The sequence below is a fragment of the Pseudomonas sp. BCA17 genome, from assembly GCF_004519405.1.
GTDB lineage: Bacteria > Pseudomonadota > Gammaproteobacteria > Pseudomonadales > Pseudomonadaceae > Aquipseudomonas.
The window spans coordinates 1,418,661-1,437,578 of the sequence record NZ_SGWI01000001.1; the positions used below are offsets into that span (position 1 = coordinate 1,418,661).

Sequence of the window (18,918 nt, forward strand, 5' to 3'; positions counted from 1 at the left end):
ATCCGCTCCCGATAGCACAGCCTAAGCTAAATCAATGCACTTGTTGCAGATGCCCGTACAACTTGGCGTACAACCCGCCATCGGCAATCAATTGCTGATGGTCGCCATCCTCGGCGATATGCCCACCATCGAACACCAGTACTCGATCAGCCTGTTTCACCGCCGACAAGCGATGGGCGATAATCAGTGTAGTACGACCGCTGAGAAACCGCGCCAGCGCCTGATGCAGGTTGTACTCGGTGGCGGCGTCCAGGGCGGAAGTGGCCTCGTCCAGAATCACCACCTTCGGCTCGGCCAGCACCATCCGCGCAATGGCCAGGCGCTGGCGTTGCCCGCCGGAAAAGCGTACGCCGGACCGCCCCACCACACTGTCCAGGCCCAAGGGCAAAGCCTTGACGGTGGCCTCCAGTTGGGCGATCTCCAGTGCCTGCCAGCAAGCCTGGTCGGAACGGGGACGGCCCATGGTCAGGTTGGCGCGCACGGTATCGTTGAACAGCGCCGGGTGTTGCAGCACCACCGCTACATGTTCACGGATGGTCTCCAGGCCGATCTCCTGCTGGGTGGCACCGCCGAAACGGATACTGCCCGCCTGTGGCGTATACAGCCCCAGCAGCAGTTGCACCAACGTACTTTTGCCGCCGCCGCTGGCCCCCACAATGGCGACCTTTTCTCCTGGCGCAATGCTCAGGTTCAGTTGGTCGAGCACCAAGTCTTCACCGTAGCCGAAGTTGAGGCCACGCACGTCAATACCCACCGTCTCATGCCCGGTAAACGGATCATCGCCGCCGGCATATTGCGGCTCGTCGGCTCGCGCCAGCAGCTCGTTGATCCGCGTCAGCGCGCCACCCGCCGCGTAGTAGGCGTATTGCAGGTTCAACAATTGTTCCACCGGGCCGATCATAAACCACAGGTAACTGAACACCGCGAGCATCTGGCCAATGGACAGGTCGGAAAACAAGACGGTGAGCATCGCCGCCGCACGGAAGATATCGATACCAAACTGGAACAACAAACCGCTGGCGCGGCTGGAGGCATCGCTTTTCCATTGGGAATTGATCGCATAGTCGCGCACTTCCAGGGCACGCTGACCGAGGCGCCCGAGGAAAAAGCCCTGGCGGTTGCCGGCGCGCACTTCCTGGATGGCGTCCAAGGTTTCGGTCAGCGCCTGGGTAAACCGTGAGGTGCTGTCGTTTTCCAGTTTTTTCAGGTGTTTGACGCGCTTGCCCAGTTGCACCGTGGCGTAGATCACCAGCGGATTGAACAACAGGATCAACAACGCCAGCTGCCAATGCATCCACACCAGAATGGCCGAAGTGCCCACCAGGGTGAGCATGGCCACCAGGAAGCGGCTAAGGGTTTCGCCGACGAATTTATCCAGCGTGTCGAGGTCGGTGACCAAATGTGTGGTGACCGTGCCACTGCCCAGGCTTTCATATTCGCCGAGGGAGATGCGCTTGAGCCGTTCGATCAGGCGCACGCGGATGCGATACACGATGTCTTTGGCCAACCGCGCAAACAGCCGCGCCTGCACCACGTTGAATACCAACGCACCGCAGCGTAGTAACAACGTCACCAACAGCATCAGGCCGATATAACCGGCGGCTTTCTGCCAGCCAAGGGGTAACGCGTGGTTCATCACCTTGAGCGCGGCATCGCCGTGGCCCAGCAGCACTTCGTCCACCAGCAACGGCAACAGCAGGGGAATGGGCACACTGCACAGGGTCGCCAGCACGGCTACGCCATTGGCGATCCACAGGGATTTCTTGTGACGCAGGACCAGACGGCGGATTTCCACCCAGGTCAGGCGATCAGTGCGTTTGCCAGGTTCAAGGTCAGGCTGATCATGCACAGGTTGCTCGCTCCAGCCATCGAGCCAGCAACGGCGACAGCTCGGACAGCGGCTGATAACCATTGGTCAGCAAAGCCAACTGGCCATTGCGCTCGGCCAAAAGGGTCGGAAAACCGGCGATACCCAAGTCCTGCACCCACGTGAAGTCAGCGGCCGTTGCGGCGTGTTGCTCGGCGCGGTCAAACGCACCGGCAAACTCGATCCGCGGTATGCCGGCCTTCTCCGCCAGTTCCACCAGCACACTGGCGAGGGTCACATCGCGGCCCTCGACATAAAACGCGCGCTGGATCAGCCCCAGCAGCGTCCACGCGCAGTCCGGCGCCAGGCTGCGCGCCGTGACGATGGCGCGGCAGGCCGGCTCGGTGTCATAGACGAAACCGTCGGGCAACGCGCCTTCGCGCTTGAACGGCTGGCCGGTGGCATCGGTGACCGCCTGCCAGTGCTCCAGGATGTAGCGCCGGGTCGCAGGTTCCAACGCCGCACCGCTGCCGGTGCGCAAACCACCCACCACCAGATGCAGCTCCACGCCGGCGGCCTGGGCCTGCTCCACCAACGCCTCGGCCACCGGGGCAAAACCCCAGCACCAGGAGCACATCGGGTCCATTACATAGAGCAGGCGCGCAGACATGGCTCAGGCCTCGGAAGGGGTTTGCTTATAGTTGAAGCCAATCGGATGCGGCATATTGCGGGCCTTGGCCAGTTCAATCTGCTTTTGCCGGTCGATCGCGCTGCGACGGGTCTTCTCCGGCAGCTTATCCCAGCAATGCGGACAACTGATACCCGCCACATAGTGCTCGGACGCGCGGTCTTCGACGCTCACCGGTGTGCGGCAGGCATGACATTGATCGTAGTCGCCTTCGCTCAAGTCGTGGCGTACCGTCACACGATTGTCGAACACAAAACAGTCGCCCCGCCATTTGGTTTCTTCCTGGGGCACCTCTTCAAGGTACTTCAGGATGCCACCCTTGAGGTGGTAGACCTCATCAAAGCCCTCGCTGAGCATATAGCTCGAGGCTTTCTCACAACGAATGCCGCCCGTGCAGAACATGGCGACCTTCTTGTGCTTGGCCGGGTCGAAGTTGGCTTTGATGTAGTCGGGAAACTCGCGAAAACTGGTAGTTTTCGGGTCAATCGCGCCTTCGAAGGTGCCAATGGACACCTCGTAGTCATTGCGGGTGTCGATCAACAGCACTTCCGGGTCACTGATCAGCGCGTTCCAGTCCTGCGGTTCGACATAGGTGCCGACCTTCTTGTTCGGATCGACGCCTTCGACGCCCAGGGTCACGATCTCTTTCTTGAGCTTGACCTTGGTGCGGTAGAACGGCTGCTCGTCGCAGTAGGATTCCTTGTGATCGATGTCGACCATGCGCGGGTCATTTTTCAGCCAGGCAAGCAGACCATCGATGCCTTCGCGGGTGCCGGAAACGGTTCCGTTGATGCCTTCTTCGGCGATCAGCAGGGTGCCTTTGATGCCGTTGTCGACCATCGCCTGCAGCAGTGGCTCGCGCAGGGCGACGTAATCTTCAAGGGTGACGAACTTGTACAGTGCCGCCACGACAATCGGTTGAGTCATGGGTGTTCTCTCCAGGTGGCTACCCTCGTAAAGGGTGAACCGGATTGGTGCAGCTGCGAGTTTCAAGCTGCAAGCTGCAAGTAAAAGCAAAGACAAAAAAACGCGCCGACTAGGCGGCGCGCTGAGGATTCTAACAAAAAGGCAGCTATGTGCGGTAAGCAAGCTCCAACCTCGCAGCTTGTAGCTTGTAGCTTGTAGCTTGTAGCTTGTAGCTTAGCTGCCTCAATGCCCTCCGGCGCAGGTCGGCGAGGCCGGTGCTGCGTCGATTTTCGCCCACTCGTCAGGCGTGTAGGTATGCAGCGCAAGCGCATGAAACTCGCTCATCAGGTCACCCAGGGTGGCGTAGACCTTCTGATGGCGCTTGACGCGGTTGAGCCCCTCGAACTGAGGGCTGACCAGCACGGCCTTGAAGTGGGTCTGCAACCCACGGCTGTGCATGTGGCTTTCATCCAGCACGCTCAGGTGGTCGGAGCCCAGGGCGGCAAGCGCCGTTTCGATACGCTGTTGCATGGTCATTCCTGCTTACTTCTTCTTGGCCGGTGCGGCAGCTTTCGGCATCAGCTCGTTGGTCATGTCTTCCAACAGCTTGTTGACTACCGGCACGGCGCTTTCCAGCTTGGCCTGGGTCATCTGGGCCGATTGCTGGGTCAGTTGCGGCATTTTTTCCAGGACTTTCTTGCCCAGTGGCGACTGGTAGAAAGCGACCAGGTCCTTAAGCTCGGACTCGCTGAAGTTGCTGGTATAGAGCTTGACCATGTCCGGCTTCAGCTTCGGCCAGCCAATGGCCTGATCCAGGGCGGCGTTGGCCTTGGCCTGGTAGCTGTCCAGTACGGACTGCTTGGCGGCAGGCGCCTTGGTCTGTTCGAAACGCTGGGCAAACATTTGCTGCACTTGCATGTACACCGGGGTACCCAGCTTGTCGGCGTGGGCCAGGGTAAGGAAGGCTTCGGCACTGGCGTTGTGGCTGGCGGTATCGGCAAAAACCTGGCCGCTGGCGCAAACCAGAGCAACCGCGGTACAGATGGCACGAAGACGAGTCATCGAGTTTCCTTTTCTAGCAGGCGAGGTAAGACCCCAAGGGCGCCCATTCTGCGCCTAAAAAACCTTATGGCTCAACCCCGCCCCTTGTCGGACGTGGATTTGCCGATGAAAAGTCTTTCAGGGAACCCGTCCGGCCGATCACAGCCTAAACTGCGCAAACGAACCTGAAGGAGTAAGCCCGATGAGCCGTATCGAAACCGACAGCCTGGGAGAAGTTCATGTCCCGGACGATGCTTACTGGGGCGCCCAGACCCAACGTTCGCTGGTGAATTTCGCCATTGGTGAACAGCGCATGCCACTCGCGGTGTTGCACGCCCTGGCCCTGATCAAGAAGGCCGCGGCACGGGTCAACGACCGCAACGGCGATCTGCCCGCCGACATCGCCCGCCTGATCGAGCAAGCCGCTGACGAAGTGCTCGATGGGCAGCATGACGATCAATTCCCGTTGGTGGTGTGGCAGACCGGCAGCGGTACCCAGAGCAATATGAACGCCAACGAGGTCATCGCCGGCCGTGCCAACGAGCTGGCGGGCAACAACCGTGGCGGCAAGAGCCCGGTGCACCCCAACGACCACGTCAACCGTTCCCAGAGTTCCAACGACTGCTTCCCCACGGCCATGAGCATCGCGGCCGTGCAGGCCGTGCATCAACGGCTGCTGCCCGCCATCGCTAATCTTTCCGGCGGGTTGGCGGAGCAAGCCGCCAAACATATGAAGCTGGTGAAAACCGGTCGCACCCACATGATGGACGCCACGCCGATCACCTTCGGCCAGGAACTCTCGGCCTTTATTGCCCAACTCGACTACGCCGAGCGCGCGATCCGTAGCGCCCTGCCTGCGGTGTGCGAACTGGCCCAGGGCGGCACCGCCGTAGGCACCGGGCTGAATGCGCCCCACGGTTTTGGCGAGGCCATTGCTTCCGAACTGGCGGCGTTGTCAGGCTTACCCTTCGTCACGGCCCCGAACAAGTTCGCCGCCCTCTCCGGCCATGAGCCACTGGTGACCCTGCACGGTGCGCTGAAAACTCTGGCCGTGGCCCTGATGAAAATCGCCAACGACCTGCGCCTGCTGGGTTCCGGCCCCCGCGCGGGGCTGGCCGAAGTGAAGTTGCCGGCCAACGAGCCGGGCAGCTCGATCATGCCGGGCAAGGTCAACCCCACCCAGTGCGAGGCGCTGTCGATGCTGGCCTGCCAGGTATTGGGCAATGACGTGACCATCGGCATTGCCGCCAGCCAGGGGCATTTGCAGTTGAACGTGTACAAGCCGGTGATCATCCACAACCTGCTGGAATCGATCCGCCTGCTGGCCGATGGCTGCAATAACTTCCAGGAGCATTGTGTGGCCGGCCTCGAGCCTGACGCTGCGCAAATGGCCGAGCACCTGGACCGCGGGCTGATGCTGGTCACGGCACTCAACCCACACATCGGTTATGACAAGTCGGCGCAGATCGCCAAGAAGGCGTACGCCGAAGGCTTGACCCTACGGGAAGCCGCGCTGGAGCTGGGCTACCTCTCCGAGGCGGAGTTCGACCAATGGGTGCGCCCGCAGGACATGCTCGGAAACTAGGAGGCCATGCGTAAACGCCGGGCCTTGAGCCCGGCGAGCAACGATGGTGCCAGCGCCACGGTCGCCGACCCCAGCACCACCACCAACGCCCCGGCATAGCCCAGGGCGTTGATCTCTTCAGCCTGCACATAGTCCGGCCACAACCACGCGGCCAGGGCCACCGCGACAAAGGTCACCAAGGGTGTGATCGCCAGAGTCGCACTGACCCGCGAAGCTTCCCAATGGGCCAGCGCCTCGGCGAAGGCGCCATACGCCACCAGGGTGTTCATGCAGCAGGCCAGCAACAGCCAGCCTTGCAGCGGGCTCAGGTCCAGCGCTTCCAGCGGATGAGCCCAGGGCGTGAGCAACAGGGCACAGAACAGATAGATCACCATCATCACCTGCAGCGAATTCCACACCGTCAACAGCTGCTTCTGGCCCAGGGCATAGAACACCCAGATGGAGGTCGCCAGCAATATCGTCAATACGCCCGCCGTATACGTGCCAAGCGAGCTGAGAAGCTCCGTCAGGCGCTGGTTGAAGAACAAACCGAAACCGCAGATCAACACCACCAACCCTACTACCTGCCCCAGGCTGAATCGCTCCTTGAACACAAACACACTGGCGATCATCAGGAAGATCGGCCCCATCTGCACCACCAACTGTGCGGTGCCGGGACTGAGCATTTTCAGGCCGACCAGATACAGCACGTAGTTGCCTACCAGGCCGCACACCGCCATCGCCACCAGCCAGCCGCCCTTCGGGCCAAGCACCCTGCGACTGGGCAAGCGCCTGCTGAGCGCGAGGTAGACGAACAGGCAACCGCCGGCCACCGTCAGGCGAAACCAGGTAACGGTGATCGGGTCCATCACCTGCAGCACTTGTTTGAGTTTGATGGGCAGGATGCCCCATAGAAACGCGGTCAGCAGGGTCAAGCCAAAGCCGTAGACCCAGCGGCCGGAAGAGATGTGCATGAGAGCCCCAGGAACCAGAGGAAGTGGAACCGCATTCTAGGGGCAAGCACAAGGATTGGGCTATGACGCCGTTCAAAATGCGGGAGGGGCTTCCCCGATGAGGGTATATCAGTCACAGATCCTCGATCTGAGCCACCGCCATCGGGGACAGCCCCTCCCCCACTGATCCCGTTTTTTTCCAGCGGTACCTAACGCACCGCCTCGAACAGACCGGTCGCCCCCATACCGCCGCCCACACACATGGTCACGACGCCATAGCGCAAGTTACGGCGCTGCAACTCACGCACCAGATGCCCCACTTGTCGCGAGCCGGTCATGCCGAACGGGTGTCCGATGGAGATCGAACCGCCGTTGACGTTGTATTTCGCATTGTCGATTTCCAGGCGATTACGCGCATACAGGCACTGCGAGGCAAACGCCTCGTTGAGCTCCCACAGGTCGATATCCGCCACCTGCAACCCCTTGGCCTTGAGCAACTTGGGCACCGAGAACACCGGGCCGATACCCATCTCATCCGGTTCGCAGCCCGCCACGGTAAACCCGCGGAAAAACGCCTTGGGCTTGAGCCCCAGTGCCAGTGCTTTCTCCAGGCTCATCACCAGGGTCATCGATGCCCCATCGGAGAGCTGCGACGAGTTGCCCGCCGTCACCGAGCCGTCTTCGGCAAACACGGGTTTCAAGCCTTGCAGGCTGGCCAGGGTGGTGTCCGGGCGGTTGCAATCGTCGCGGTCGACCACGCCGTCCAGCACCTGCACTGCGCCGGTGTTCTTGTCCTCGACTTTGTACTTGACCGCCATCGGCACGATTTCATCGCTGAACAAACCGTCGGCCTGAGCCTGGGCAGTGCGCTGCTGGCTTTGCAGGGCATACAGGTCCTGCTCTTCACGGCTGACGTGATAACGGCGCGCGACGATCTCGGCGGTCTGGCCCATGGGGAAATACAGGCCCGGCACCTGCTCCTTGAGCAACGGGTTGATCAGGTTATCGGTGTTGACGCTTTTCATAGTCAGGCTGATGGACTCGACGCCACCGGCGACGATGATGTCGCTGCAACCCGAAGCGATCTGGTTGGCCGCAATGGCAATCGCCTGCAAACCCGAAGAGCAGAAACGGTTGAGGGTCATGCCCGCCGTCCCGGTGCCCAACTGCGAAAGCACCGCCACATTGCGCCCGATGTTGTAGCCCTGGGCACCTTCGTTGGAGCCGGCACCCACGATGCAATCCTCAACCGTCGCCGGGTCTATGCCGTTGCGTGCGAGCAGCGCATTGACGCAATGGGCCGCCATGTCATCGGGGCGGGTCTGGTTGAACTTGCCGCGAAAGGACTTGGCCAGGCCGGTTCGCACGCTGTCGACGATGACTACTTCACGCATGGGGCTACCTCGATCTTGTCGTTGTTGGGAGATGGATCGAGGATAGATCCAGGTCCTCCCAACCGCGACGATCATTCACCCGGCGTATGCGAAACCATGAGGGCGGTGAGCGGGATTGCCTCGTTCGCTACTTCTTGGCTTTCTTGCCTTTCTTGTCGTGCTTGTCGTGCTTGTCGTGCTTGTCGTGCTTGTCGGTTTTTTCGAACGCTTCTTCCAGCGCCCGGTTGATCGTGCGCAGCACCTTGACCCGCGCCCAGCGCTTGTCGTTGGCTTCCACCAGGGTCCAGGGCGAAATTTCGGTGCTGGTGCGGTCGACCATATCGCCCACGGCGGTGCGGTAATCATCCCACTTGTCGCGGTTGCGCCAATCGTCTTCGGTGATCTTGAAGCGCTTGAAAGGGATGTTTTCACGGGCCTGGAAGCGCTCCAACTGCGTGTCCTTGTCGATGGCCAGCCAGAACTTGACCACGATCACGCCCGCATCGCGCAGTTGCTCTTCGAAGTCGTTGATTTCGCCATAGGCGCGCATCCAGTCGGCCGGCGAGCAGAAACCTTCGACGCGCTCCACCAGCACGCGGCCGTACCAGGAGCGGTCGAACACCGTGAACATGCCGCGCGCCGGAATCTTCTGCCAGAACCGCCACAGGTAAGGCTGGGCACGTTCGTCTTCACTGGGCGCGGCAATCGGCACGATATGGTATTGGCGCGGGTCGAGCGCCGCCGCCACACGCCGGATCGCACCGCCCTTACCCGCCGCATCGTTGCCCTCAAACACAGTGATCAATGCGTGCTTGCGCATGCGCTTGTCGCGCATCAGGCCGGAGAAGCGCGCCTGTTCGGTAATCAGCTGTTCTTCGTAATCATCTTTTTCCAGGCTTTTGCTCAAGTCGAGGCTGTCGAGCAGGCCCTTCTTGTCCACCGAAGCGATCAAGGGCGCCGGGTTCATGCCGCTGGATTTACCCTTGGCCAGTTTCAAGGCGTTTTGCAGCCCCTCGAGCAGCAGCTTGCCCACAGTGAGGCTGCGGTAATGGGCGTCGATCCCTTCGATCACATGCCACGGTGCGTAGTCGCGGCTGGTACGCCGCAGGATACGCTCACCGAAATGCACGAACTTGTCGTAGGTCTCGGACTGCTGCCAGTCCAGCGGGCTGATGCGCCAGCTGTGCAGGGGGTCGTCGGCCAGCGCCTTGAGGCGCGCCTTCATCTGCTTCTTGGACAAGTGAAACCAGAACTTGAAGATCAACGCCCCTTCGTCGCAGAGCATCTTTTCCAGGCGCTCGGCACCGGCGATGGCCTGATCGAGACGGGCATCCTTGATCTCACCGTGCACTCGGCTTTGCAACATCTGGCTGTACCAGTTGCCGAAGAAAACCCCCATGCGTCCCTTGGCAGGCAATTGGCGCCAATAGCGCCAGGCCGGTGGACGGGCCAGCTCTTCATCGGTCTGCTGATCGAAGGTGCGCACCTCGATCAGGCGCGGGTCCATCCATTCATTGAGCAGCTTGACCGTCTCGCCCTTGCCGGCGCCTTCGATGCCGTTGATCAGGATGATCACGGGAAAGCGCTTCTGCTGCTGCAGTTCATATTGAACCTCCAGCAACGCCTCGCGCAGGGCCGGCACTTCAGCGTCATAGGTGTCTTTGTCGATGGCGTGACCGATTTCGGCGGATTCGAACATGGGGCAGCTCCGTTTCAAGATGGCTCAAGACTAGCGGATTGGGCTACGCGGCAGGAAAGGAATTCCAACGAACTTGTCGTGGGTCAATGGCCGCAGCCTGGCTGAACCTCGGCAACCGCCGCCCATCGCCAGCCCCGTGATCGGCTAGAATGGCGGCCTTGCCTTTGCCTGCGATTTTTTGAGCCGCCCATGAACCCGATCACCCACGCCCAGCTCGACTGGGATGAGCACGGCCGCCCGCACTCGCGGGTGTTCGACGATGTGTACTTCTCCGACCAGTCGGGCCTTGAAGAAACCCGCTATGTGTTCCTCGAACAGAACCGTTTGCAGGAGCGCTTTGCGGCCTTGCCGGTGGGTGGGCGGCTGGTGATTGGTGAAACCGGCTTTGGCACCGGCCTGAATTTCCTGTGTGCCTGGCAGCTGTTCGAGCAACACGCGGTCGCCGGTGCACGCTTGCATTTTGTCAGCGTGGAAAAATACCCCCTCAGTCACACCGACCTGAAACGCGCCCTCGCCCTGTGGCCCGAGCTGCAACCGTTCGCTGAACAACTGCTGGCGCAGTACATCGCCATCCACCAGGGTTTTCAGCGCCTGGTGCTGGATAACGGCCGCGTGACCCTGACCCTGCTGATCGGTGATGTGCTGGAGCAATTGCCGCAACTGGACGCGCAGATCGACGCGTGGTTTCTCGACGGTTTCGCCCCTGCGAAAAACCCGGAGATGTGGACCGCCGAGTTGTTTGCCGAACTGGCACGCCTGGCCGCGCCGGGCTCGACCATCAGCACCTTTACCAGCACCGGCTGGGTTCGGCGTTTGATCAATGCGGCCGGGTTCAAGATGAAGCGCACGCCGGGTATCGGCCACAAGTGGGAGATCCTGCGCGGTGAGTTTCTCGGTTGGCCGGCCGATGTCACACCACCGCCGCCAACCAAACCCTGGTTCGCCCGACCGGCGCGCGCCCATGGCGAGCGCAAAGCCCTGGTGATCGGTGGTGGCCTGGCCGGCTGTGCCACGGCCGCCAGTCTCGCTGCGCGCGGCTGGCAGGTCGACCTGCTGGAGCGCCACGATGCACTCGCCCAAGAGGCATCGGGCAATCCGCAAGGCGTGCTGTACCTGAAACTGTCAGCCCATGGCACCGCCTTGTCACAGATGATCGTCGCCGGTTTCGGGCACACCCGTCGTCTGCTGGAACAGCTGCAGCGCGGTGTGGACTGGGACGACTGCGGCGTGTTGCAACTGGCCTTCGACGCCAAGGAAGACCAACGCCAGGCGCAACTGGCCAATGCGTTTGCGCCGACGCTGGTGCACCCGCTGAATCGGGAGCAGGCACAAGCCAGGGCCGAGGTTGCCCTGCAGCATGGCGGGCTGTTTTATCCGGAGGGCGGCTGGGTGCACCCGCCCGCCTTGTGTGAGTGGCAAGCCCGCCAGCCCGGCATCACCGTGCGGCCTCACCATGACGTACTCGACCTGCGCAACGTCGATGGCCAATGGCAGGCCTGGGACGGCGAACACCTGCTGGCCGGCGCGCCGGTGGTGGTTTTGGCCTGTGCGGCGCAAGTCCGACAGTTCGCCGACCTGCCGCTCAAGCGCATTCGCGGGCAGATCACCCGCTTGCCGCAAACAGCCGAGAGCGCCGCGCTCAAGACGGTGGTGTGTGCCGAAGGGTATGTGGCCCCGCCGCGCCTGGGCGAACACACGTTGGGCGCCAGCTTCGACTTCAACAACGATGACCTCACACCCACCGTCGCCGATCACGCCGGCAACCTGGCGCTGCTCAAGGACATCTCCGCAGACCTGGCCCAACGTCTGCACGCCGAAGCCCTCGACCCCGCCGACCTGCAAGGCCGCGCCGCCTTTCGCTGCACCAGCCCGGACTACCTGCCCATCGTCGGCCCGCTGGCCGACGCACCGGCCTTCACCCAGGCCTACGACGCACTGCGCAAGGATGCCCGGCATAGTCCGCAGACACCGTGTCCCTGGCTGGACGGCCTGTACGTGAACAGCGGCCATGGCTCGCGCGGCCTGATCACCGCGCCGCTGTCCGCTGAACTGCTCGCGGCCTGGCTGGATGATGAACCGCTGCCGCTGCCGAGCAGCGTGGCGCACGCCTGCCACCCGAATCGCTTCGCCGTGCGCACGCTGATTCGCAGCACTGCGACCAAGCGCTGAGCAACACCTCGGATACCGGATGGGCCGCCGCCGGTATCCCCTTCCTCCATAAAGGCTTCCCCCGTCAAGCACGGGCAACACAGGCGCGTCATTGCACTGTGCGTACCCCGCGCCCCTTCCGCATATAACTTATTGTTCTAAAACTCCCACAATTGCCTTGGGTCAGTTTCAGGGTATGCGCCCTTCCGGCGCTGTGAGTTTTGTTCTCCCCAACGGAAAAACCGGTAAGGAATTTATGTGCGGATTAGCTGGCGAGCTACGTTTTGATCACCAACCTGCCGACCTGGCAGCAATAGAACGCATCACCCATCACCTGGCCCCTCGCGGGCCCGATGCCTGGGGCTTCCATGCCCAGGGCCCAATCGCCCTTGGCCACCGTCGCCTTAAAATCATGGACCTGTCGGACGGCTCGGCCCAGCCGATGATCGACGCCCATCTGGGCCTGTCCCTGGCCTTCAACGGTGCCATCTACAACTTCCCGGAACTCAGGGCAGAGCTGGAAGCCCTGGGCTACGCCTTTTATTCCGGCGGCGACACCGAGGTACTGCTCAAGGGCTATCACGCCTGGGGCGAAGCGCTGCTGCCCAAGCTCAATGGCATGTTTGCGTTTGCGATCTGGGAGCGTGACGCCCAGCGCCTGTTCCTTGCACGCGACCGTCTCGGCGTGAAGCCGCTGTACCTGTCGCGCACCGGTCAGCGTTTGCGCTTTGCGTCGGCGTTGCCGGCGCTGCTCAAGGGCGGTGACATCAACCCGATCCTCGATCCGGTGGCACTCAATCATTACCTCAACTTCCACGCCGTGGTACCGGCGCCGCGTACCTTGCTGGCCGGCATTGAGAAGCTGCCACCGGCAAGCTGGATGCGCATCGACGCCGACGGCAAGACCGAGCAGAAAACCTGGTGGACGCTGCCCTACGGCCCACGTGAGGATGAGCGTAACCTCACCCTGGAAGACTGGACCGACCGCGTCCTCGACAGCACCCGCGAAGCCGTAGCCATTCGCCAACGCGCGGCCGTGGATGTCGGGGTACTGCTCTCCGGCGGCGTCGACTCGAGCATGCTCGTCGGGCTGCTGCGGGAAGTCGGCGTGGAAGGTCTGTCGACCTTCTCCATCGGGTTTGAAGATGCCGGCGGCGAACGTGGCGACGAGTTCCAGTACTCGGACCTGATCGCCCGGCACTATGGTACCCGCCATCACCAGTTGCGCATCGCCGAGAGCGAAATCATCGAGCAACTGCCCGCGGCCTTTCGCGCCATGAGCGAGCCGATGGTCAGCCACGACTGCATCGCCTTCTACCTGTTGTCGCGGGAAGTGGCCAAGCATTGCAAGGTGGTGCAGAGCGGCCAGGGCGCCGATGAGCTCTTCGCCGGTTACCACTGGTACCCGCAGGTGGATGGCGCCAGCGATCCCTACAGTGCCTACCGCGAGGCATTCTTCGACCGCAGCTACGACGACTATGCCGCCACCGTCGCGCCTAAATGGCTCACCGCCAACGACGCTGCGGGCGACTTCGTGCGCGAGCATTTCGCGATGCCGGGTGCGCAAGCCGCGGTGGACAAGGCGCTGCGCCTGGACAGCACGGTGATGCTGGTGGACGACCCGGTCAAACGCGTCGACAACATGACCATGGCCTGGGGCCTGGAAGCACGCACGCCGTTCCTCGACTACCGCCTGGTGGAACTGTCGGCCCGCGTGCCGGGTAAATTCAAATTGCCCGATGGCGGCAAACAAGTGTTGAAAGAAGCGGCGCGCCGCGTCATCCCCAGCGAGGTCATCGACCGTAAAAAAGGGTATTTCCCGGTGCCCGGTCTCAAGCATTTGCAAGGCGACACCCTGAACTGGGTGCGCGACCTGCTGCTGGACCCCAGCCAGGATCGTGGCCTGTTTAACCCGGCCACACTCGACCGCCTGCTCACTGACCCGCAGGGCCAATTGACCCCGCTGCGCGGCTCCAAACTGTGGCAACTGGCGGCGCTGAACCTGTGGCTCAGCGAACAAGGAATCTGATTGATGAAACCCCATGCAGCGGCTTACAGCCAACGTTTACTCAAGGGCCAGGCACCGTCTTACGAACGCCTGCAAGCCCGACTGGCCGAGGATGGCAGCCCGCAAAACGCCGAACCGATCGCCGTGCATTGCGGTTGGGGCCGGTTACTGATCGGCCATACCTTTCCCGAACCGGCCAGCCTGGCCGAAGAACTGCTCAAGGAGCAGCCCGGGGAACGCGATATAGCGTTGTACGTGGCGGCGCCTCAGCAGATCCTCGGGCTCGACCCACAACAATTGTTCCTCGACCCCTCCGACACCCTGCGCCTATGGTTCACTGACTATCGTCCGGCCACCCGCGTATTTCGAGGTTTTCGCATCCGTCGCGTACAGACCGATGCCGATTGGCAGGCGGTCAACCTGCTCTACCACGGGCGCGGTATGTTGCCTGTCGACGCCGAACGCCTCACGCCCCGCCATCAGGGCGGACCGGTGTATTGGCTGGCCGAAGACGAAGACAGCGGCGCGGTGATCGGCAGCGTGATGGGCCTCAATCATCAGAAAGCCTTTCAAGACCCGGAAAACGGCTGCAGCCTGTGGTGCCTGGCGGTCGACCCGCAATGCACACGTCCCGGTGTGGGCGAGGTGCTGGTGCGCCATTTGGTGGAGCACTTCATGAGCCGTGGCTTGAGTTACCTGGACCTGTCGGTGCTGCACGACAATCGCCAGGCCAAGAGCCTCTACGCCAAGTTGGGTTTTCGGGCGCTGACCACGTTTGCGATCAAGCGCAAGAATGGCATCAACCAACCGCTGTTTCTGGGGCCGGGTCCGCAGGCGGAATTCAATCCGTATGCGCGGATCATTGTCGAAGAGGCCCATCGCCGCGGCATCGATGTACAGGTCGATGACGCCGAGGCCGGTTTGTTCACCTTAAGCCATGGCGGACGCCGCGTGCGCTGCCGTGAGTCCCTGAGCGACCTGACCAGCGCTATCAGCATGACCTTGTGCCAGGACAAAAGCCTGACCCATAAAGTGCTCAAAGCGGCTGGTCTGAAATTACCGGCGCAACAATTGGCAGGCAGCGCCGATGACAACCTGGAGTTTCTCGACGAGCACCAGCGCATCGTGGTCAAGCCACTGGACGGCGAGCAAGGCCAGGGGGTGGCGGTGGATTTGCAGACCATCGAAGACGTGCAACAGGCCATCGAAGCGGCACGCCAGTTCGACAGCCGCGTGTTACTGGAGAGTTTCCACGAAGGCCTGGATCTGCGCATCCTGGTGATCGGCTTTGAAGTGGTCGCCGCCGCTATCCGCCGCCCGGCCGAAGTCACCGGCGACGGTCACCACACCATCCGCGCCTTGATCGAGGCCCAAAGCCGTCGCCGGCAGGCCGCTACCGACGGCGAGAGCAAAATCCCCCTCGATGGCGAAACCGAACGCACGCTGAATGCCGCCGGCTACGACTACAACAGCATCCTGCCTCCCGGCCAGACCCTGGCCGTGCGCCGCACGGCCAACCTGCACACCGGCGGTTGCCTGGAGGATGTCACCGCAATCCTGCACCCCACCCTGGTGGACGCCGCCATTCGTGCCGCCCGCGCCCTGGACATCCCGATGGTCGGCCTGGACCTGATGGTGCCTGCCGCCGACCAACCCGAGTACGTATTCATCGAGGCCAACGAACGGGCCGGCCTGGCCAATCATGAGCCGCAGCCCACTGCGGAAAAGTTTGTGGACTTGCTGTTTCCCCATAGCTGAACGATCCGACCTTAGGAGTCTTTATGAGCCGAACCATCCCCGAACCGGATCTGAATTACCTGCAAAAAGTACTGCTGGAAATGCTCGCCATTCCCAGCCCTACCGGATTTACCGACACCATCGTGCGCTATGTCGCCGAACGCCTGGAAGAACTGGGTATTCCCTTCGAAATGACCCGGCGCGGCACCATTCGCGCCACCCTGAAAGGCCAAAAAAACAGCCCGGACCGTGCCGTGTCTGCGCACTTGGACACCATTGGCGCCGCCGTGCGGGCCATCAAGGACAACGGTCGCCTGACGCTGGCGCCAGTGGGTTGCTGGTCGAGCCGCTTTGCCGAAGGCAGCCGGGTCAGCCTGTTTACCGACAATGGCGTAATCCGTGGCAGTGTGCTGCCGCTGATGGCCTCCGGGCACGCGTTCAACACCGCCGTGGATGAAATGCCGGTGAGTTGGGACCATGTGGAATTGCGCCTGGACGCCTACTGCGCCACCCGCGCCGACTGTGATTCGCTGGGCATCAGCGTGGGCGACTACGTGGCGTTCGACCCCTTGCCGGAGTTCACCGAGAGTGGGCATATCAGCGCCCGCCACCTGGATGACAAAGCCGGTGTCGCGGCCTTGCTCGCCGCGCTCAAGGCCATCGTCGACAGCGGCGAACCCTTGCTGATCGACTGTCACCCGCTGTTCACCATCACCGAAGAAACCGGCAGTGGCGCAGCCGCCGCCCTGCCCTGGGACGTCAGTGAATTCGTAGGGATCGATATTGCCCCGGTTGCCCCCGGCCAGCACTCCAGCGAGCATGCCGTGAGCGTGGCGATGCAGGACTCCGGCGGGCCGTATGACTATCACCTGTCCCGTCATCTGTTGCGCCTGGCGACCGACAACGAGCTGCCCGTGCGCCGCGACTTGTTCCGCTATTACTTCAGCGACGCCCACTCGGCCGTCACCGCCGGCCACGACATCCGCACCGCCCTGCTGGCCTTCGGCTGCGACGCCACTCACGGCTACGAACGTACGCACATCGACAGCCTGGCCGCGCTGAGCCGCCTGTTGGGCGCCTATATCCTCAGCCCGCCGGTGTTCGCCAGCGATGCACAACCGGCCCAGGGCTCACTGGACAGGTTCAGCCATCAGCTGGAACACGAGACGCAAATGGAGAGCGACACCCGTGTACCGTCGGTGGACAGCCTGGTCGGTCAAAAATCCTGACGCCGGCAACTGCTGGTAACAAGGGGCCCGGCGCAGTAGGATCGCCGGGACCCTACCTCCGAGGCTTGTATGCTGATTCCCTACGACGCACTTGAAGTCGATACCCTGACCCGGCTCATCGAAGACTTCGTCACCCGCGACGGCACTGACAATGGTGACGACACGCCGCTGGAAACCCGCGTGCTGCGTGTACGCCAGGCCCTGACCAAAGGCCAGGCGCTGATCGTATTCGACCCCGAGAGCGAGCAATGCCAGTTGATGCTCAAGCACGATGTGCCCAAGCATCTGTTCGACTGAGCAGGTTTCAGGGATGGGTGGCGGTGTGGGGTTGGGCGGCCTGGCGTTCGAGGATCTTTTGATAAACCTCGGCACGGTGCACATTGACGTCCACAGGCGCCACGATGCCGAGTTTTACCTGGGTACCGTTCACTTCGAGGATGTGCAAGGCGATGTCATCGCCGATGGAGATGATTTCGCCGACGGCGCGGCTTAAGACCAGCATGGCGGTTGTCCTTTTGGAGTGACAGGACCTCGACCATGCGCGCTTGAATACGGCCCAGCAATGGCTTGCGGTCAAATCAGGCACCACCTACATCAATAGGTAACTTACCTGACAGACCGCACCCGATCAGCCCTTAACAGCTTGCGCTTTGGCGCGCATCTTGTCGGCCATCACCGTCATTTCGTCGTACAGCAACTGCGGGTTCTTCTGCTTCAATGCCCAGGCCATCCGCCCCTGCTCATGGGGCAGAATCATGAACTCACCTTCGGCCACGCGCTGGTAGATGTAGTCGGCAATGTCCGCTGCCGAGATCGGCGAGCTTTCCAGTAACTTGCCCACCTGCGCTTTCATCGCCGGGGTCGGCCCGCGGAACGAGTCGAGCAGGTTGGTCTGGAAAAACGACGGGCACACCACATGCACGCTCACTTGCTGCTGCTTGAGTTCAACCAGCAGACTTTCCGACAGCGCCACCACACCGGCTTTGGCCACGTTGTAGTTGCTCATCGCCGGTCCTTGCATCAGCGCCGCCATCGAGGCGATGTTGATAATCCGGCCCTTGCTCTTCTCCAGCAGCGGCAGGAACGCCTTGCAGCCTTTAACTACCCCCATCAAGTTGATCGCAATCTGCCAGTCCCAATCTTCCAGGGACAGTTCGGCAAAGAAGCCCCCCGACGCGACGCCGGCATTGTTGACGATCACATCAATGCCGCCGAGCTTCAACTCGCACGCTTGGGCAAAGGCCGTGAGCTGGCTGTAGTCACGCACGTCACAGCGTTGGGTAAACCCATCACCACCGGCCTCGCGCACCTGCTTGAGGGTTTCCTGCAAGCCCGGCTCGCTGACGTCCGACAAGGCCAACTGCCAGCCTTCACGGGCCCAGCGCAGAGCGATTTCACGACCCAGCCCGGACCCGGCGCCAGTGATCATCATGCGATTTTGCATAGAAAGTTGCCTTGTGTTCGCGGAGGTAATGCCCGGCAGTGTAGCGAAGGTTTTTCCGCTACCCACGCACCATCCAATTGATGAATGCCTCGGGCAAACCGGCGAACGGGTGCGAGGTCGGTTTACAGCGTAAGTTCAATGTTTTTGCAACTAAGCTTGTGCCGCTGCGAACGCGTTAAAGGAAATAAGAAAGTTTGCAAAATGCTTTAAAGAAACAGGGAATTTTCTTCGAATGGGCAGAGTCGGAGGTATTAAGGCGCCCGTAAACAAAAGGCGAGCCTCTCGTTAAATAACCGGTCTTTCCCCAAGGCCAATAAGGAA

The 18,918-nt window shown here is 61.8% G+C and carries 16 protein-coding genes; 6 read left to right on the top strand and 10 right to left on the bottom strand.

The window, feature by feature from the left end; translation table 11 throughout:
* Positions 1 to 31: 31 nt before the first annotated feature.
* From EXW71_RS06575 to EXW71_RS06595, 5 genes are all read right to left on the bottom strand, one after another.
* The gene (locus EXW71_RS06575; RefSeq protein ID WP_134656817.1) at positions 32 to 1,849 is read right to left on the bottom strand and encodes an ABC transporter ATP-binding protein; all 1,818 of its coding nucleotides are present in this window, start codon (positions 1,847 to 1,849) and stop codon (positions 32 to 34) included.
* A complete protein-coding gene (locus EXW71_RS06580; RefSeq protein ID WP_177421573.1) occupies positions 1,842 to 2,444 on the bottom strand; it encodes a DsbA family protein in 603 nt (200 codons plus the stop codon). Before EXW71_RS06580 ends, EXW71_RS06575 begins: the two co-directional genes overlap by 8 nt.
* Before the next feature lie 36 nt (positions 2,445 to 2,480).
* The gene (locus tag EXW71_RS06585) at positions 2,481 to 3,422 is read right to left on the bottom strand and encodes a rhodanese-related sulfurtransferase (RefSeq protein ID WP_134656819.1); all 942 of its coding nucleotides are present in this window, start codon (positions 3,420 to 3,422) and stop codon (positions 2,481 to 2,483) included.
* Positions 3,423 to 3,644: 222 nt separating this feature from the next.
* Complete coding sequence (locus tag EXW71_RS06590) at positions 3,645 to 3,938, bottom strand: BolA family transcriptional regulator (protein WP_123717600.1); 294 nt, start codon at positions 3,936 to 3,938, stop codon at positions 3,645 to 3,647.
* Positions 3,939 to 3,944: 6 nt separating this feature from the next.
* Entirely contained in the window at positions 3,945 to 4,463 is a 519-nt protein-coding gene (locus EXW71_RS06595) for a DUF2059 domain-containing protein (RefSeq protein WP_123717599.1), read from the bottom strand.
* 181 nt (positions 4,464 to 4,644) lie between these two features.
* Between EXW71_RS06595 and EXW71_RS06600 the strand changes: the two genes are divergently transcribed.
* Complete coding sequence (locus EXW71_RS06600; RefSeq protein WP_134656820.1) at positions 4,645 to 6,027, top strand: class II fumarate hydratase; 1,383 nt, start codon at positions 4,645 to 4,647, stop codon at positions 6,025 to 6,027.
* Here the strand turns inward: EXW71_RS06600 and EXW71_RS06605 are convergent.
* From EXW71_RS06605 to pap, 3 genes are all read right to left on the bottom strand, one after another.
* Positions 6,024 to 6,980, bottom strand: a complete 957-nt coding sequence (locus tag EXW71_RS06605) for a DMT family transporter (RefSeq protein ID WP_134656821.1) — start codon at positions 6,978 to 6,980, stop codon at positions 6,024 to 6,026. The two genes, EXW71_RS06600 and EXW71_RS06605, sit on opposite strands and share 4 nt — an antisense overlap.
* A gap of 188 nt (positions 6,981 to 7,168) precedes the next feature.
* Positions 7,169 to 8,353, bottom strand: coding sequence for a thiolase family protein (locus EXW71_RS06610; protein WP_134656822.1), 1,185 nt, complete (start codon positions 8,351 to 8,353; stop codon positions 7,169 to 7,171).
* A 127-nt stretch (positions 8,354 to 8,480) separates the two neighbouring features.
* Entirely contained in the window at positions 8,481 to 10,031 is a 1,551-nt protein-coding gene (gene pap / locus EXW71_RS06615; RefSeq protein WP_134656823.1) for a polyphosphate:AMP phosphotransferase, read from the bottom strand.
* A 189-nt stretch (positions 10,032 to 10,220) separates the two neighbouring features.
* Between pap and mnmC the strand changes: the two genes are divergently transcribed.
* From mnmC to EXW71_RS06640, 5 genes are all read left to right on the top strand, one after another.
* Complete coding sequence (mnmC, locus tag EXW71_RS06620) at positions 10,221 to 12,200, top strand: bifunctional tRNA (5-methylaminomethyl-2-thiouridine)(34)-methyltransferase MnmD/FAD-dependent 5-carboxymethylaminomethyl-2-thiouridine(34) oxidoreductase MnmC (RefSeq protein ID WP_134656824.1); 1,980 nt, start codon at positions 10,221 to 10,223, stop codon at positions 12,198 to 12,200.
* Between the two features lie 235 nt (positions 12,201 to 12,435).
* Entirely contained in the window at positions 12,436 to 14,208 is a 1,773-nt protein-coding gene (locus EXW71_RS06625) for an N-acetylglutaminylglutamine amidotransferase (RefSeq protein ID WP_134656825.1), read from the top strand.
* Between the two features lie 3 nt (positions 14,209 to 14,211).
* A complete protein-coding gene (ngg, locus tag EXW71_RS06630) occupies positions 14,212 to 15,945 on the top strand; it encodes an N-acetylglutaminylglutamine synthetase (protein ID WP_134656826.1) in 1,734 nt (577 codons plus the stop codon).
* A 23-nt stretch (positions 15,946 to 15,968) separates the two neighbouring features.
* On the top strand, positions 15,969 to 17,153 hold the full coding sequence (locus tag EXW71_RS06635; protein ID WP_134656827.1) for an osmoprotectant NAGGN system M42 family peptidase: 1,185 nt from the start codon (positions 15,969 to 15,971) through the stop codon (positions 17,151 to 17,153).
* Positions 17,154 to 17,222: 69 nt separating this feature from the next.
* Entirely contained in the window at positions 17,223 to 17,450 is a 228-nt protein-coding gene (locus EXW71_RS06640) for a YheU family protein (RefSeq protein ID WP_003192759.1), read from the top strand.
* A gap of 7 nt (positions 17,451 to 17,457) precedes the next feature.
* Here the strand turns inward: EXW71_RS06640 and csrA are convergent, their stop codons facing one another.
* Complete coding sequence (gene csrA / locus EXW71_RS06645; RefSeq protein ID WP_134656828.1) at positions 17,458 to 17,655, bottom strand: carbon storage regulator CsrA; 198 nt, start codon at positions 17,653 to 17,655, stop codon at positions 17,458 to 17,460.
* Positions 17,656 to 17,781: 126 nt separating this feature from the next.
* Positions 17,782 to 18,597 carry an SDR family oxidoreductase gene (locus EXW71_RS06650; RefSeq protein ID WP_167659639.1) on the bottom strand — a complete coding sequence of 272 codons (816 nt, stop codon included), beginning with the start codon at positions 18,595 to 18,597 and terminating at the stop codon, positions 17,782 to 17,784.
* Positions 18,598 to 18,918: the final 321 nt, after the last annotated feature.

What these genes read in the sequence shown, in the direction of transcription:
- pap (WP_134656823.1), bottom strand. Translation starts at nt 10,031, where the DNA reads ATGTTCGAATCCGCCGAAATCGGTCACGCCATCGACAAAGACACCTAT.
- csrA (WP_134656828.1), bottom strand. Translation starts at nt 17,655, where the DNA reads ATGCTGGTCTTAAGCCGCGCCGTCGGCGAAATCATCTCCATCGGCGAT.
- EXW71_RS06590 (WP_123717600.1), bottom strand. Translation starts at nt 3,938, where the DNA reads ATGACCATGCAACAGCGTATCGAAACGGCGCTTGCCGCCCTGGGCTCC.
- EXW71_RS06585 (WP_134656819.1), bottom strand. Translation starts at nt 3,422, where the DNA reads ATGACTCAACCGATTGTCGTGGCGGCACTGTACAAGTTCGTCACCCTT.
- EXW71_RS06640 (WP_003192759.1), top strand. Translation starts at nt 17,223, where the DNA reads ATGCTGATTCCCTACGACGCACTTGAAGTCGATACCCTGACCCGGCTC.
- EXW71_RS06625 (WP_134656825.1), top strand. Translation starts at nt 12,436, where the DNA reads ATGTGCGGATTAGCTGGCGAGCTACGTTTTGATCACCAACCTGCCGAC.
- EXW71_RS06600 (WP_134656820.1), top strand. Translation starts at nt 4,645, where the DNA reads ATGAGCCGTATCGAAACCGACAGCCTGGGAGAAGTTCATGTCCCGGAC.
- EXW71_RS06650 (WP_167659639.1), bottom strand. Translation starts at nt 18,597, where the DNA reads ATGCAAAATCGCATGATGATCACTGGCGCCGGGTCCGGGCTGGGTCGT.
- EXW71_RS06635 (WP_134656827.1), top strand. Translation starts at nt 15,969, where the DNA reads ATGAGCCGAACCATCCCCGAACCGGATCTGAATTACCTGCAAAAAGTA.
- mnmC (WP_134656824.1), top strand. Translation starts at nt 10,221, where the DNA reads ATGAACCCGATCACCCACGCCCAGCTCGACTGGGATGAGCACGGCCGC.
- ngg (WP_134656826.1), top strand. Translation starts at nt 14,212, where the DNA reads ATGAAACCCCATGCAGCGGCTTACAGCCAACGTTTACTCAAGGGCCAG.
- EXW71_RS06580 (WP_177421573.1), bottom strand. Translation starts at nt 2,444, where the DNA reads ATGTGCTCCTGGTGCTGGGGTTTTGCCCCGGTGGCCGAGGCGTTGGTG.
- EXW71_RS06610 (WP_134656822.1), bottom strand. Translation starts at nt 8,353, where the DNA reads ATGCGTGAAGTAGTCATCGTCGACAGCGTGCGAACCGGCCTGGCCAAG.
- EXW71_RS06595 (WP_123717599.1), bottom strand. Translation starts at nt 4,463, where the DNA reads ATGACTCGTCTTCGTGCCATCTGTACCGCGGTTGCTCTGGTTTGCGCC.
- EXW71_RS06605 (WP_134656821.1), bottom strand. Translation starts at nt 6,980, where the DNA reads ATGCACATCTCTTCCGGCCGCTGGGTCTACGGCTTTGGCTTGACCCTG.